This window comes from Pseudactinotalea suaedae (genome assembly GCF_009733815.1).
In the GTDB taxonomy this organism is placed as follows: domain Bacteria; phylum Actinomycetota; class Actinomycetes; order Actinomycetales; family Beutenbergiaceae; genus Pseudactinotalea; species Pseudactinotalea suaedae.
In genome coordinates, this window is the sequence record NZ_WNXY01000003.1 from 103497 (window position 1) to 117055 (window position 13559).

At 70.8% G+C, this 13559-nt stretch carries 11 protein-coding genes; 1 reads left to right on the top strand and 10 read right to left on the bottom strand.

What is annotated here, in order from left to right:
• Positions 1 to 161: 161 nt before the first annotated feature.
• On the top strand, positions 162 to 2963 hold the full coding sequence (locus tag GPA04_RS06045; protein WP_241680638.1) for an alpha-L-rhamnosidase: 2802 nt from the start codon (positions 162 to 164) through the stop codon (positions 2961 to 2963).
• Positions 2964 to 2975: 12 nt separating this feature from the next.
• On the opposite strand, the gene GPA04_RS06050 is transcribed toward GPA04_RS06045, so the two are convergent.
• The 10 genes from GPA04_RS06050 to GPA04_RS06095 form a co-directional block, all read right to left on the bottom strand.
• A complete protein-coding gene (locus tag GPA04_RS06050) occupies positions 2976 to 3923 on the bottom strand; it encodes a sugar-binding transcriptional regulator (protein ID WP_156223190.1) in 948 nt (315 codons plus the stop codon).
• Between the two features lie 119 nt (positions 3924 to 4042).
• The gene (locus tag GPA04_RS06055; RefSeq protein WP_156223191.1) at positions 4043 to 4522 is read right to left on the bottom strand and encodes a hypothetical protein; all 480 of its coding nucleotides are present in this window, start codon (positions 4520 to 4522) and stop codon (positions 4043 to 4045) included.
• Between the two features lie 553 nt (positions 4523 to 5075).
• Entirely contained in the window at positions 5076 to 5912 is an 837-nt protein-coding gene (locus tag GPA04_RS06060; protein ID WP_156223192.1) for a carbohydrate ABC transporter permease, read from the bottom strand.
• Positions 5909 to 6811 (bottom strand): carbohydrate ABC transporter permease, encoded by a 903-nt coding sequence (locus GPA04_RS06065; protein ID WP_156223193.1) that lies wholly within the window; start codon positions 6809 to 6811, stop codon positions 5909 to 5911. Before GPA04_RS06065 ends, GPA04_RS06060 begins: the two co-directional genes overlap by 4 nt.
• Positions 6812 to 6892: 81 nt before the next feature.
• On the bottom strand, positions 6893 to 8203 hold the full coding sequence (locus tag GPA04_RS06070; RefSeq protein ID WP_156223194.1) for an ABC transporter substrate-binding protein: 1311 nt from the start codon (positions 8201 to 8203) through the stop codon (positions 6893 to 6895).
• 131 nt (positions 8204 to 8334) lie between these two features.
• Positions 8335 to 9153: an SDR family NAD(P)-dependent oxidoreductase gene (locus GPA04_RS06075; protein ID WP_206674138.1), complete on the bottom strand. Its 819-nt coding sequence runs from the start codon at positions 9151 to 9153 to the stop codon at positions 8335 to 8337.
• Positions 9150 to 10139: a sugar phosphate isomerase/epimerase family protein gene (locus GPA04_RS06080; protein WP_156223195.1), complete on the bottom strand. Its 990-nt coding sequence runs from the start codon at positions 10137 to 10139 to the stop codon at positions 9150 to 9152. Before GPA04_RS06080 ends, GPA04_RS06075 begins: the two co-directional genes overlap by 4 nt.
• Positions 10139 to 11605 (bottom strand): FGGY-family carbohydrate kinase, encoded by a 1467-nt coding sequence (locus GPA04_RS06085; protein WP_156223196.1) that lies wholly within the window; start codon positions 11603 to 11605, stop codon positions 10139 to 10141. Before GPA04_RS06085 ends, GPA04_RS06080 begins: the two co-directional genes overlap by 1 nt.
• On the bottom strand, positions 11602 to 12555 hold the full coding sequence (locus tag GPA04_RS06090; RefSeq protein ID WP_156223197.1) for a transketolase family protein: 954 nt from the start codon (positions 12553 to 12555) through the stop codon (positions 11602 to 11604). The genes GPA04_RS06085 and GPA04_RS06090 overlap by 4 nt, the downstream gene beginning before the upstream one ends.
• Positions 12552 to 13442 (bottom strand): transketolase, encoded by an 891-nt coding sequence (locus GPA04_RS06095; protein ID WP_156223198.1) that lies wholly within the window; start codon positions 13440 to 13442, stop codon positions 12552 to 12554. The genes GPA04_RS06090 and GPA04_RS06095 overlap by 4 nt, the downstream gene beginning before the upstream one ends.
• Positions 13443 to 13559: the final 117 nt, after the last annotated feature.

Genomic DNA, 13559 nt, shown 5'->3' on the forward strand with positions numbered 1-13559 from the left:
ATCACCGGCTCATTGTGCCGGTTCGGTGCCGCCGACCGATTCCGATCCGGGGGACGTTTCTGACCGGGAGGACCGGCACGAATCCTTTCGATCGCCCCCTCGACAGCATCGGCCAGATGGGGTTGAATCGTTAAACACCCACGACCTCGAGGATGAGACCAGTGACTGCTGCGCCGCCCGTGCCCACGCCCACCATCGCCACGCTCAGCGCCGAGCTGCGCACCGACTCGCCGTTCGTCGCGACGCCGACGCCGCGGCTGTCCTGGACGGTCGCCACCGAGCAGGCGGGTTGGATCCAGACCTGGGCCGAGCTCCGCGCGGGCGAGCAGACCATCCGGCTGGAGGGTCGCGACAGCGTCCTGGTCGAGTGGCCGTTCCCGCCCCTTGGCCCCGGCGAGAGCGTCGAGGTGAGCGTCCGCGCCGGCTCGGCCGAGAACGCCGAGACCGGCTGGAGCGCGCCGCTGACGGTGCGTGCGGGCTTCCTCGGAGACGGCGGCTGGGTCGCCGAGCCCGTGCGCCTGGCGAGCCCGCCCGATCGCTCACGGCCTGCGCTGCTGCGCACCACGTTCGACGCCGCCGACGTGGTCAGCGCCACGCTGTACTGGACCGCCCTGGGCGTCGCCGAGATCCGGGTCAACGGCGAGCTGATCGACGGCGACGTGCTCTCCCCCGGCTGGTCGGCCTACCAGCACCGGCTGGTGCACGAGACCGTTGACGTGACCGCGTCGGTCCGCGCGGGCACCAACGCGATCGCCGCGGAGATCGGCGGCGGCTGGTACACCGAGCGCTGGGGCTTCCGGGAGAACGCGGCCGAGGTGTACGGCAGCCAGCCGGCGCTCGCGCTGCAGCTGCACGTGGTGCATGCCGACGGCACCACCACCGTGGTCACGACCGACGAGACCTGGCGCGGCCGCACCGGCCCGACCCTGGCGAGCAGCCTCTACCAGGGCGAGTCCTACGACGCTCGCGAGGCCGTGCCGGGATGGGACCAGCCCGACTTCGACGACTCGGCCTGGACCGCCGTCGAGAGGGCCGACGACGCGTTCCTCACCCCCGAGGCCCGGATCGCTCCGCCGATCCGGCGGACCGAGGAGATCGCCGTCGTCGAGGTCATCCGCACCCCGGCCGGGGCGACGGTGCTCGACTTCGGTCAGAACCTCGTGGGCCGGTTGCGCCTGACCGCCCGCGGCGCGGCCGGGACGACGATCACGCTCAAGCACGCCGAGGTGCTCGAGCACGGCGAGCTCGGCACCCGGCCGCTTCGTTCCGCCGCGGCGACCGACACCTGGACGCTCGCGGGGTCGGGTGAGGAGACCTGGGAGCCGCGGTTCACCTTCCACGGCTTCCGCTACGCCCAGATCGAGGGCTGGCCGGGCGAGCTCGACCCGAGCGACGTCGTCGCCGTCGTCCTCCACAACGACATGGACCGCACCGGAACCTTCAGCACGAGCCACCCGCTGCTGCAGCAGCTGCACGACAACGTCGTGTGGGGCATGCGCGGCAACTTCCTGGCCGTGCCGACCGACTGCCCCCAGCGTGACGAGCGGCTCGGCTGGACCGGCGACATCGAGGTGTTCGGCCCCACCGCCAGCTCGCTCTACGACGTGCGCGGGTTCCTCACCAGCTGGCTGCGCGACCTCGCCCTGGAGCAGGAAGCGGCCGACGGCGTGGTCCCGTTCGTGGTGCCCAACGTGCTGCAGCTCAGCGGCCGGGTCACGCCTGCGGCTGCGTGGAGCGACGCTGCCGCCATCGTCCCGTGGACCCTCTACGAGCGGTACGGCGACGTCGGGGTGCTGCGCGAGGCCTACCCCTCGATGCGCAGCTGGGTCGAGGTGCTGCTCGAGATCTCCGGCGGCACGGGGCTGTGGGAGGGCGGGTTCCAGTTCGGTGACTGGCTCGACCCGGCGGCTCCGCCCGATCGCCCCGCCGAGGCCACGACCTCGCCCGACGTCGTGGCCGGCGCCTACCTGGCGCTCTCGGCGCGGATCGTCGCCGACGCTGCCGCGCTCCTCGGTCACACCGAGGACGAGGCGACCTACCGCGCCGCCGCCGATCAGGCGCGCGAGGCGTGGTGCCGCGAGTACGTCACCCCGGCCGGCCGGATGATGTCCGACGGCCAGACCGCGTACGCGATGGCCATCGCGTTCGATCTCGTGACCGACGCCGAGATGCGGCAGCGACTCGGTGATCGGCTCGCGGACCTCGTCCGCGAGGACGGCTACCGGATCGGCACCGGCTTCGTCGGTACGCCGATCGTGTGCGACGCCCTCACGGTCACCGGCCACCTGGACGCCGCGACCCGCCTGCTCCTGCAGACCGAGAACCCCTCCTGGCTGTACCCGGTGACGATGGGGGCCACCACGATCTGGGAGCGCTGGGACTCGATGCTGCCCGACGGCACGATCAACCCGGGGCAGATGACGTCCTTCAACCACTACGCGCTCGGCGCCGTGGCGGACTGGATGCACCGGGTCGTGGCGGGGCTGGCGCCGGTCGAGCCGGGGTACCGGACGCTCCGGATCGGCAGCCGCCCGCTGGTCGGGATCGACGCGGCCGCGGCGTCGCTGGACACGCCCTACGGTCCCGCCCGCGTGAGCTGGGAGCGCGACGGCGACCGGGTCACCGTGAGCGCCCTGGTGCCGCCGAACACGACGGCGCAGGTCGACCTTCCGGGCGTGCAGCCCGGCGAGATCGGCTCGGGCGAGCACACCTGGGTGATCGCGGCGCCGGAGGCACCGGTTCCGGCGCGCCCGCTCACGGTGGACTCCCCGAGCGCCGCGATCATCGACGACCCCGAGGCCTACGCGCTGGTGGCCGAGACGATCGGGCGCATCACGCCGTCGAACCTCGACGCCTTCCACCGCACGCGGTGGAGCGAGCGTGCGACGCTGCGCGACCGGGTGCGCTACGCCTCCAACGAGCTGGTCGAGGAGCTGAACCGGGTGCTGGCGACGCTGACCTGATCGCCGCGCCGGTCAGGCGAGCAGCGCGCGGGCGGTGTTGGAGTCGGTGACGAGGACATCGATCCAGCCGCCGCGGGCTGCCGCACGGATCGCCTCGACCTTGCGCTCGCCACCGGCGACGCCGATCTTCCTCGGCACGGCACGCAGCGTCTCGGCGTCGATCCCGAGGACGCGGTGGTGCAGGTCGCTGTCGACGAGCCGACCCTCGGCGTCGAAGAAGTTGAGGCAGACGTCACCGACGGCGCCGAGCCCGGCGAGCTCGTCGAGATCCGGCTGCGGGAGCGCGTTGCCCGAGGAGACGAGCAGCGGCGACGGCTGCACGCTGCCGATGCCGACCAGCACGACGCTCAGATCGGACCAGGCCGCGACGACGTCGGCCACGTAGGGGTCCGCGAGCAGGGCGTCGCGCACCTGCTCGCTCGCGACGACTCCCGGCGCGGGGAAGTACATCGCCTCGCCGCCGGTGACCTGGGCGAGCCGGTCCGCCAGCCGGGTCGCCTGCACCTGCACCGATGCCGCGCCGACACCGCCGAGGATCTGCACCACGCGCTCGGCCCCGCGGCTGGGACGAGGCGCCATCGCCTCGACGACCGCGAGCAGCGACGCCGACCACGAGGACAGCCCGACCCGCTCGGTCGGCATCAGCGTGCTCTCGAGATACGCGGCGCCGGCCGCACCGATCGCGGCGAGCGAGGTGGGCTCGTCGGAGGTCGAGGAGCCGGCCACGACGACGTCGGTCAGTCCGAGCGCGGTGCGCACCTCTTCCTCGAGATCGGCGAACGAGCCCGGGGGCGCGACGACGACCGTCCGCACGATCCCCCGCGTGACCGCTTCCTTCAGCAGCCGCGAGACACGCGACTGCGAGACGTGCAACCGGTCCGCGATCTCGGGCTGGCGCAGCCCTTGCTCGTGGTACATCCGCGCGACCTTGACGAGCATCGACAACCGGTCCTCGGGCATGGGGCGAGACTATCGGGGCGGCGCGGGCAGAACGGACGTGAGAGGCCGCTCGCCGGCCGCGAGACCCCCCAGCCCACGAGATCGGACAGCGGAGGCTTGCTGCACCGCGCTGCCGGTCGTCAGCGGCCGGGTGGCCGATAGAGCGCAGGCACGGGTCGGTAGCCGTTGACGACCTCGCGCGCGATCTGCTGCGTGATCTTGGTGAACACCCAGCCCTCCTCGGCGATCTCGTCCCAGTACACCCGCACGACCGAGTCACCGGGGTCCGCGCGGTACTTGCCGGCGCCGTCGAACTCCACGTGCAGCCACATGCGGGTGCCGTTCCTGCGGAAACGCCATGCGACGTCGGTGAAGACAGGTCCGCGGCTTGTTCGGACCTCCTTCTGCAGGACGGGTATGGGCATCCCGCGACTGATCGCGATCCAGCGCACCACCGACTCCGGCGCCGACTCCGCCAGCGGGTCGGCTGCGGTGATGACGGCGCGCGCCTGAACGGCGCCACGGGACCGCGGCTCGATCCGAGCAAGGCGTGGAGCCCGCAGCTCGGCGGCGCGGGCCTCGACATCGGCGTGCGGTTCGGCACGCTGGGGTCGGACCACGGACCACGGACCGCATGCCGCTGTCCGCGATCACCAGGGCGTCACGCGGGTGGAGCGACCGCGCACAGTCCACGATGGTGCGTTCGAGACCGGTCACGCGGGACGGACCGACCTGCATGACGTCGGCGTCGTCGAGCGAGCACGCGCGGCGTCGGACGTCGCGCGGCAGCCCTGCTCGCGGGTTGGAGGGCTGGATCACCGTGGTGACGGAGGGGATGCGCCACACCGCGAAGTCGTGCGCCAGCGCCGCCGATTCCTCCGCCAGTGCGGCGTTCACCAGCTGTCGTTGTGCGGCCAGAGCGGTCGCCAGGGCTCGCTGGCGGTCCTGCTCCCACCGCTCTCCCACGGGCGACTCCGCGTACGCACCCCGCCGGACGCGGGTCCAGACACCCTCACGAAGCAGCTGATCGGCAACAGGACGGCTGACATCTCGACGCAGGTAGACCTCGGGAAGTCGCGCAGCCATGTGTCGATGGTGCCGGGATCGGGCCAGATCCCGCTGAGGCCCTGTGGACGACGGCCCGGCCGCCGACGAGATCGGACGGCGGGGTGCTCAGCCCTTCACGGCGCCGCTGGTCATGCCGGCCACGATCTGCCGGTTGAAGAAGATGTACATCACCAGGGGCGGGATCGTGATCAGCAGGATGTCGGTGAACAGCAGGTTCCACTGGTTCAGCGTCTGGCTCTGGAAGTTGTAGAGCGTCAGCTGCACGGTCGCGTTCTCGTCGCCGGGGAGGAAGTAGAGCGGACCGGTGAAGTCGTTGAACACGTTGACCGCCTGCACCACGACGACCGTGACCATGGCGGGTCGCAGCAGCGGTGCCACCACCCCGAAGAAGACCCGGAGCGGGCCGGCGCCGTCGATGGTGGCCGCCTCGTCGAGCTCCTTGGGGATCGTCGAGACGAAGGCACGGAACAGCAGGACGCAGAAGGACAGCCCGAAGGTCGCCTGGATGAAGATCATCCCGGGGATCGTCTTGAAGATCCCCAGCGCCTGCATGACCCAGATCGTCGGGACGACGGCGGGCGGCACGATCAGGCCCGCCAGCACCAGGAAGTTGACCGTGGGGTTCCAGCGCGAGCGCCGCCGCTGCAGCACGTACCCGACCATGGCGGCGAAGATGACCATGAGCGTGACGCTCAGCACCGTGATGACGGTGCTGTTGATGAACGCCCGCACCACCAGACCGTTCCGGATGGTCAGCACCTCGGTGATGTTCTCCCAGAGCGCCCACTCGGTCGGCAGCGAGAAGCCGAACAGCGAAGCCTCGGCGGGTGTCTTGCCCGCCATCAGGAAGATGAACGCGAACGGCACGATGAACACGATCACCGACAGCAGGATCGCGATCGTCCCGACGACGACGGAGCGGATCTTCGCCCTGCGCCTCATCGCTCCACCTCCCGCCGGTTGAGCAGGTACGAGACCGGGATGACGATCGCCGTCACGACGATGAAGAGCACGACGTTGCCGGCGGTCGAGAGGCCGTAGAAGCCGGCCTGGTACTGCTTGTAGATGACCGACGCGATCACGTCGCTGGTGAACCCGGGGCCGCCGCGGGTCGTCGCCCAGATCAGGTCGAACGAGCGCAGCCCGCCGATCAGCGAGAGCAGCACCACGGTGGCGGTCGCCGGCCGGACCAGCGGCAGCGTGATGTGCCGGAAGTTCTTCCAACCTCCTGCGCCGTCCACCTTGGCCGCCTCGTAGTACTCGGTGGGGATCGCGGCCAGACCCGCGATGTAGATCAGGGTGGCGATGCCGACGCCCTTCCAGACGTCGATCAGGGCCACCGAGAACAACGCCCACTGCGGGTCGGTGAGCCAGGCGGGCCCCGTGATCCCGAGCGTGGCGAGCGAGCTGTTGATCAGCCCGTCGAAGGGGTCCATCAGCACCTTGAAGGTGATGCCGACCCCGATCGCCGAGACGAGCACGGGGAAGAACACCACCGAGCGCAGGTAGCCACGCGCGATCAGCTGGCTCGTGAGCAGCAGCGCGAGGGCAAGTCCGAGCACCACCTTGAAGCCGGAGGTGACGAACCCGTAGATGAAGGTGTTGATGAACCCGGTGCGCAGCTGGGGCTCGCTGAAGAACGTGATGAAGTTCTGCATCCCCGTGAACTCCACGTCCTGCAGCGACCACCGCGTGAACGCGAAGTAGAACGACGCGAAGGTCGGGATCGCGAACAGCACGACGTACAGCAGCCCGGCGGGCAGGTAGAACCACGTGGGGTAGATGCTCCTGACGGAGCGTCGCTTCTTCGTGACACCGGGATCGATGACGGCCTGAGCCATCGCTCACCTACTTCCTGTTCGAGGGCGGTGGGGTGCCGACACCCGCCCCGCGCCGATGGTGGCGCGGGGCGGGTGCACGGATCACCAGCCGTCGAGACCGAGCTGCTGCGCCTGCTTGATGACGTCCTCGTCGTAGAGGGCCGCGCCCTCCTCAGCGGTCGAGATGCCGGAACCGACCTGGACCGTGATGTTCTCCAGGTTCGGGCCCTTGATCGGCGACACGAACTCCAGCGCCGGGTTGGCGAGCTCGTTGTCCACCCAGACCTGCAGGTCCTGCGTGGCCTGCGGGACATCCGCGGGAAGCTCGCACAGGCTGGTGGCGAACGGGCCGGCGGGGACGTTCAGCTCGACCTGCAGGCGGCAGCCCTCGGGCGAGTTCACGAACTCCACCAGCAGCTTGGCCGCCTCCAGCTCCTCACCCTCGGTCGTGCTGGGGATGTAGACGGCGTTGGGCAGCCAGATCGTGGCGCGGGTGTCGTCCTCCTCCTGTGCCGGGAGCGGGAAGAAGCCGACGTCACCGATGTTGTCCGGGTAGTTCTGCGAGATGGTGGAGACGCCACCGCTGAGGATCGGGTAGTGCGCACCCTCGCCCGTGGCGACCATCCGCAGACCGTCGTCGAAGAGCGCCGAGGCGAAGTCCTCGTTGAAGTAGCCGCCCTCGTACGCCTCCTGCTGGTTGAGGAAGCTCTGCAGCGCCGGCTGCTCGGCGTAGCGGCGCTCGTTGGCGGTGTACCCCTCGGCCCAGTCCGGGTCCTGCGCCGCGACGTTGCCGAAGTCGCCCAGCACGAACAGCTGGCTGGTCCAGGTGTCGCCGTAGGTCTGGATGATCGCGGTGTGCCCGGCGGCCTTGATCGCATCGTTGTTGGCCATGAAGTCGGCCCACGTCGTGGGGACCTCGAGGCCGAGCTCCTCGTACATCGGGATGTTGTAGAGGATGCCGCCTGCCTGCGACGTGCCGTTCGGTGCGCCGTAGAGGCCGTTCTCGGTGGACACGACCGGGATGAAGGGCTCGATGAGCGAGTCCGTCCACTCCTGGTCGCTCAGGTCCACCAGGTTCTGGTCGGGGTTGATCGCCTGCAGCAGCGAGCCGGTGTTGTAGGTGAACACATCCTCCATCTCGCCGGTGGCGAGCTTGGTCTTGACCAGGTTGTCGCCCTCGGTGCCGCCGGGCTGGGAGTTCATCGTGACCGTGATCTCGGGATGCTCCTCGTTGAAGGCCGCGATCAGGGCCTCGCCCCACGCCGGACCCGTGCCGCCCGTCTGCACCAGCAGCGTGATCTCGACGTTCTCGCCGTCACCGGAACCGCCGCCCCCGCCGGAGCACGCCGCCACTGCCGCCAGCGCGGTAGCAGCAAACCCCGCCGCAAGGACGCGTCGCTTGTGAACTGCCATTCCCTGACCTCCTCGTCATGGACCAAGCAGCACTCCATCGGCTGCCTTGAAACGTTCCAAACGTTAAGCGCGAACCGCTAGCCCCGTCAAGGTTTTCGCAGTCACGATCCCGTAACGCGGCGGGAGCCGCCTCAGCTCATGAACATGCCGCCGTCGACGTTGATCGCCTGCCCGGTGATGTAGCTGCCGGCGTCGGAGGCCAGGAACAGCAGCAGGTTGGCCACGTCGGACACCGCCGCGGGTCGCCGCAGCGGGATGTCGGCGATCCACTCGGCGATCAGCTCTCCGGGCTGGTAGTCGCCGAGCCGGCGGCCCCACTCGGCGTCGTTGTACTGCCACATCTCGGTCTCGACGATGCCGGGGCAGTAGCAGTTGACCCGGATCCCGTCCGGCGCCAGCTCCTTGGCGAGCGACTGCGACATCCCGATGACGCCCATCTTGGACGCCGCGTAGTGCGGCGTGTAGATGAAGCCCTGCCGCCCCTGCCCGGAGCTCGCGTTCAGGACGCTGCCACCACCGGCGGCACGCAGCAGCGGCACCGCCTCCCGGGTGGCGACGAACGCGGCCGTGGTGTTGACGGCGAGCACACGCGCGAAGTCGGCCGTGCTGAGCTCGTCGATCTCGGAGATCGTGATGATGCCCGCGTTGTTGACCAGCACGTCGAGCGCGCCCCAGCGCTCACGCACCCCCTCGAAGACGGCCGCCACCTGGGCGTCGTCGGTGAGATCGACGACGGCGGAGCTCACCTCGTGCCCCCGGCTCGCCATGTCCGTCGCGGCGGCGACCACGGCCTCGTCGCGGTCCAGCAGCAGCACGGCAGCACCGCTCGAGGCGAACGCCTCCGCGATCCCGAGCCCGATGCCGCGCGCCGCCCCCGTCACCACGACCCGCCGGCCGGTGAAGTGACCGGCGAAGATCGGGGACGCGACGACCGCGCTGCCGTCGGTCACGGCTGCGACTCGTAGCCCTTGAACAGCGCCCGCTGCACGAGCGCGAGCGCACCGAGGGCGTCGTGCTGCTCCTGAGCGGCGCGCACGCCTTCCACGTCGAGCTCGTCGAGGCCACGCTCGACGGCCTTGAGGAAGTCGATCGCGTGGTCGGCGGCCCTCACCGAGTCCTCCCGGAACGGGAACTGGTCGAGCTGCCAGACGCCCTCCCAGCCGTTCTTGCGCAGCGTGTAGAAGAACTCGAAGAGCTCGATCGGGTGCACGGTGCCGGCGACCATGTCGTCGTCCCAGCCCCGCATGTTGTCGTTGACGTCCATGCCGAACAGGCGCCCGTAGTCGATCGCGAGCTGGGCGGAGTCGGCGGGCGACTCGCCGCCGAACAGCGCGTGCCCGAAGTCGAGCAGGATGCCGACGTTCGGCAGGCCGATCTTCTCGATGCCGAGCAGCGTGCGGGACACCGAGTCGAAGCTCATGTGGACGCGCGGCTCGCGCGGCTTGTACTCGATGACGAACTTGAGGTCGGGGTTCTCCGACGCGAGCTGGCCCACGCCGTCGAGCGAGGCCTTCCAGAGTGCGCCGTGGTCCACCTGGAACGGGTAGTCCCAACCGTCCTGTCCGGGCCACAGCTTGACGTACTCGGCGCCGAAGTGCCGCACCACGTCGGCCGCCTCGGTGACCAGCTCGTGGGTGAGCCGACGCACACCCGGGTCGGGGTTGGTGAAGGACCCCTTCATGAAGGTGCGGGTGTAGATCTCGGGCGTGATGCCGATGGCGCTGAGCCCGGCACGCTCGAGCGCCTCGCCGACCTGCTCGTTGCTGAACTCCCCGCCCCAGAACGGGTAGTTGAGGTCGACGACCGACAGGTCGCGCACCTTGCCCGCGAGCTCGATGGCCTCGAGGATCGTCATCGGGTCGCCGTAGCCATCGGTGGCGTACCGGTCCACGTAGGTGGCGAAATGCCAGATGCCGGCTCCGTAGCGCTGTGCCATCACTGCTCTCCTTGGTGTCGTGCGTCTCGTGACGTGGTGCGAGCCAGCCCGACGGCGTGGTGCCAGGCCGCGCGGGCGGATCGGGTGTGCTCGGGGTCGCCCTGGGGTGTGAAGCGGGTGGTGCTCCGGTCGCGCGTGGGAGCCAGACCCGCCGAGACGGCGGCGAGCTCGGCCGCGCCCAGCACGGACAGCGCGGCGGTCTCGGGGCGCAGCACCTCGCGCTCGGAGACGTCCGCCTGGAGCTGCATCAGCGCGTCGTCGCGCGCCGGTGCGCCGTCGGCGTAGACCGAGCGCACCACGCCGGCCGCGTCAGCCGCGGCGAGCACGTCCTCCACCTGGTGGACGATCGACTCCATACCGGCGCGGGCGAGCGCTGCCGCATCGGTGCCCAGGTCGAAACCGTGCAGCACGGCGCGCGCGGAGCCGTCCCAGTAGGGAGCTCCCAGCCCGGCGACCGCGGGCACCAGCACGATCCCGTGGTCGGCGGGCGCGGTGCGGGCCAGCGCCGCGAGCTCGCCGACCTCGCGCCCGAGCAGCCGTGACAGCCAGGCCATGGTGGCGCCGGTGGCCAGGATGTTGCCCTCGACGGCGCGCTGCGGGGCCGCGCCGCCGAGCTGCCAGGCGATCGTGCCGACCAGGCCGGCGGGCACGTCGTCGGCCCCGCTCAGACCCATGACCGACGACCCGGTGCCGTAGGTGACCTTGACCGCGCCCGGCTCGCGCACACCGTGGCCGTACAGCGCGGCGTGGGAGTCGCCGAGGACGCCATGGAACCGCCAGCCGTGGAGGCCCTGCGCAGGCCGGCTGACCTCGTCGGACGCCGTCACCTGCGGCAGCACGGCCGCCGGGATGTCGAACAGCTCGAGGAGCTCGGGCGACCAGTCGCCGGTGCCGAGATCGAGCAGCTGCGTGCGCGAGGCGTTGCCGGTCTCGATGCGGTGCTCACCGGTGAGCGCGAACAGCAGCCAGGAGTCGACCGTGCCGACGGCGAGCTCGCCCCGCCGTGACCGACGGCGGTCCGGGTCGACCTGGTCGAGCAGCCAGGCGATCTTGACGGCGGAGAACATCGGGTCGAGCGGAAGCCCGGTGACCTCCCGGACCCGTGCGGCGTGCGGGGCCAAGCGGTCCACCAGCTCGACCGTGCGCCGGTCCTGCCAGCCGAGCATCGGGCCCACCGGCGTGCCGGTGCCACGGTCCCAGACCACGGCGGACTCGCGCTGGCTGCTCAGCCCGAGCGCGACGACCCGGTCCTCGAGCCCCTCGCTCGCCTCGAGCACGGCGGTGCGCACGCTGTCGAGGATCTCGACAGCGTCCTGCTCGACCCAGCCCGGCCGGGGATGATGCTGCCCGACCGCGACGCCGACCTCGCGCACGAGGTGCCCGGCACGGTCGACGCAGGCGACCTTGGTCGAGCTGGTGCCCTGGTCGATCGCGACGACCAGCGGACCGGCGTCAGCGCCGCTCATGCCCGCAGTGCCTCGTTCGCCACACGGACGATGTTCTCAGAGGTGAGGCCGAAGTGCTCGAGCAGCATGTCGTTGCTGCCGGTCGGGGCGAACTCGGTGAGCCCGAGCGGCACGACCCGCACGCCGAGGCCCTCGCGCGCGACCAGCTGTGCGACGGCGGCGCCGAGGCCGCCGGCGATGTTCGCCTCCTCGGCGACGATCACGGCGCGGGTGCCGCGGGCGGCGTCGAGGATCGTCGCCTGGTCGAGCGGCGCGATCCAGGCGGCGTTGAGCACACGGGCCGAGACGCCGTCGTCGGACAGGCGGCGCGCGGCCTCGAGAGCGCGCGAGACGAGCGTGCCGGTCGCCACGATCGCGACGTCGTCGCCGCCCCGGGCGACGTCGATGCGGCCGCGCACGAGGACCTCGCCCTCGGTCGTGACGTCGGGCACCTTGTGACGTCCGATCCGGATGTAGGTGGGGCGCGGCTCGGCGGCGAGCATCCGCAGCGCCTGCCGGGTCTGCCGCCGGTCGGCCGGGACCACGATGTCCAGACCGGGCAGCGCCCGCATCCAGGACAGGTCCTCGACCGAGTGGTGGGTCGGTCCGAGCTCGCCGTAGGCCATCCCCGGGCTCATGCCGCAGAGGATGACCGGGTGCTGGGAGTAGGCGACGTCGGCCTTGACCTGCTCGGTCGCGCGACCGGTCAGGAACGGGCCGGCCCCGCACACGAACGGGATCAGCCCGGCCGCAGCCAGGCCGGCGCCGACACCGACCATGTTCTGCTCGGCGATCCCGACGTTGATCAACCGGTCACCGAACTCCTCGCGGAACGCGCCGAGGTTGGAGGATCCGACCGAGTCGTTGCAGACGGCGACGATGCGCTCGTCGGCGCGGGCCAGCACAGCCAGCTCCTCGGCGAACGCGGTCCGGTTGTCGTACCCGGTCGCGGTGGGGGCATCGGTCCTCATGAGCCCTGCTCCCCCAGCTCGGCGAGCGCGGCGGTGACCTGCTCGGCCGTGGGCACCTTGTGGTGCCACTCGACGCGGTCCTCCATGAACGAGACCCCCTTGCCCTTGATCGTGTTGGCGACGACGGCGACCGGGCGGCCCGTCGTCGACGGCGCGAACGCGCCGAGCAGCTGGGTGACGTCGTGGCCATCGATCTCACGGACCTCGCAGCCGAACGCCGCCAGCCGCTCGGCGAGCGGGTCCAGGGCGTTGGTGTCCTCGGTGCGGGCACCCTGCTGCAGCCGGTTCCGGTCGACCACCAGGGTGAGGTTGCCGAGGCGGTAGTGGGCGGCCGACATGATCGCCTCCCAGTTCGAGCCCTCCTGCATCTCACCGTCTCCGGTGACCACGTACACGCGCCGGTCCAGACCCTGCAGCCGCAGCCCGAGGGCCTCACCGACCGCGACCGGCAGCCCGTGCCCGAGCGGACCGGTGTTGGTCTCCACACCGGGGACCTTGGTGCGGTTCGGGTGCCCGTTGAGGGCCGACATCGGCGCCATGAAGGTGGCGAGCTCGGAGGTCGGGAAGTACCCGCTGTGCGCGAGCACGGAGTACAGCGCGGCAGCGCAGTGGCCCTTGGACAGGATGAACCGGTCGCGGTCGCGCCGGGTCGGGTCGGCGGGGTCGATCTCCAGCACGCCGAGGTACAGCGTGGTGAGGATGTCCGTCACCGACAGGTCACCACCGATGTGGCCGGCCCGAGCGGCGTCGATGGTCCGCACCACGGACCGCCGCACGCCTTGCGCGGCGTCGTGGATGAGCCGCGCGCGCTCGCGCTCGTCGGCCGCGGCCACGGCGGCCCGCTGCTGCCGCCAGAGGGCGACCTGCTCCAGGTCTGTGCTCAACATCGAGACCCCCGCTCGTGCGTCACTCTGCGTCAGCATATCTATTCCATATCGACTCGTCTTGCACCATGGTAGCGCCTTCTCCCTGTCGAGCCGCTCTCGACGGCCTCTTCCGGCCTC

What these genes read in the sequence shown, in the direction of transcription:
- GPA04_RS06090 (WP_156223197.1), bottom strand. Translation starts at nt 12,555, where the DNA reads ATGAGGACCGATGCCCCCACCGCGACCGGGTACGACAACCGGACCGCG.
- GPA04_RS06070 (WP_156223194.1), bottom strand. Translation starts at nt 8,203, where the DNA reads ATGGCAGTTCACAAGCGACGCGTCCTTGCGGCGGGGTTTGCTGCTACC.
- GPA04_RS06065 (WP_156223193.1), bottom strand. Translation starts at nt 6,811, where the DNA reads ATGGCTCAGGCCGTCATCGATCCCGGTGTCACGAAGAAGCGACGCTCC.
- GPA04_RS06095 (WP_156223198.1), bottom strand. Translation starts at nt 13,442, where the DNA reads ATGTTGAGCACAGACCTGGAGCAGGTCGCCCTCTGGCGGCAGCAGCGG.
- GPA04_RS06060 (WP_156223192.1), bottom strand. Translation starts at nt 5,912, where the DNA reads ATGAGGCGCAGGGCGAAGATCCGCTCCGTCGTCGTCGGGACGATCGCG.
- GPA04_RS06080 (WP_156223195.1), bottom strand. Translation starts at nt 10,139, where the DNA reads ATGGCACAGCGCTACGGAGCCGGCATCTGGCATTTCGCCACCTACGTG.
- GPA04_RS06050 (WP_156223190.1), bottom strand. Translation starts at nt 3,923, where the DNA reads ATGCCCGAGGACCGGTTGTCGATGCTCGTCAAGGTCGCGCGGATGTAC.
- GPA04_RS06085 (WP_156223196.1), bottom strand. Translation starts at nt 11,605, where the DNA reads ATGAGCGGCGCTGACGCCGGTCCGCTGGTCGTCGCGATCGACCAGGGC.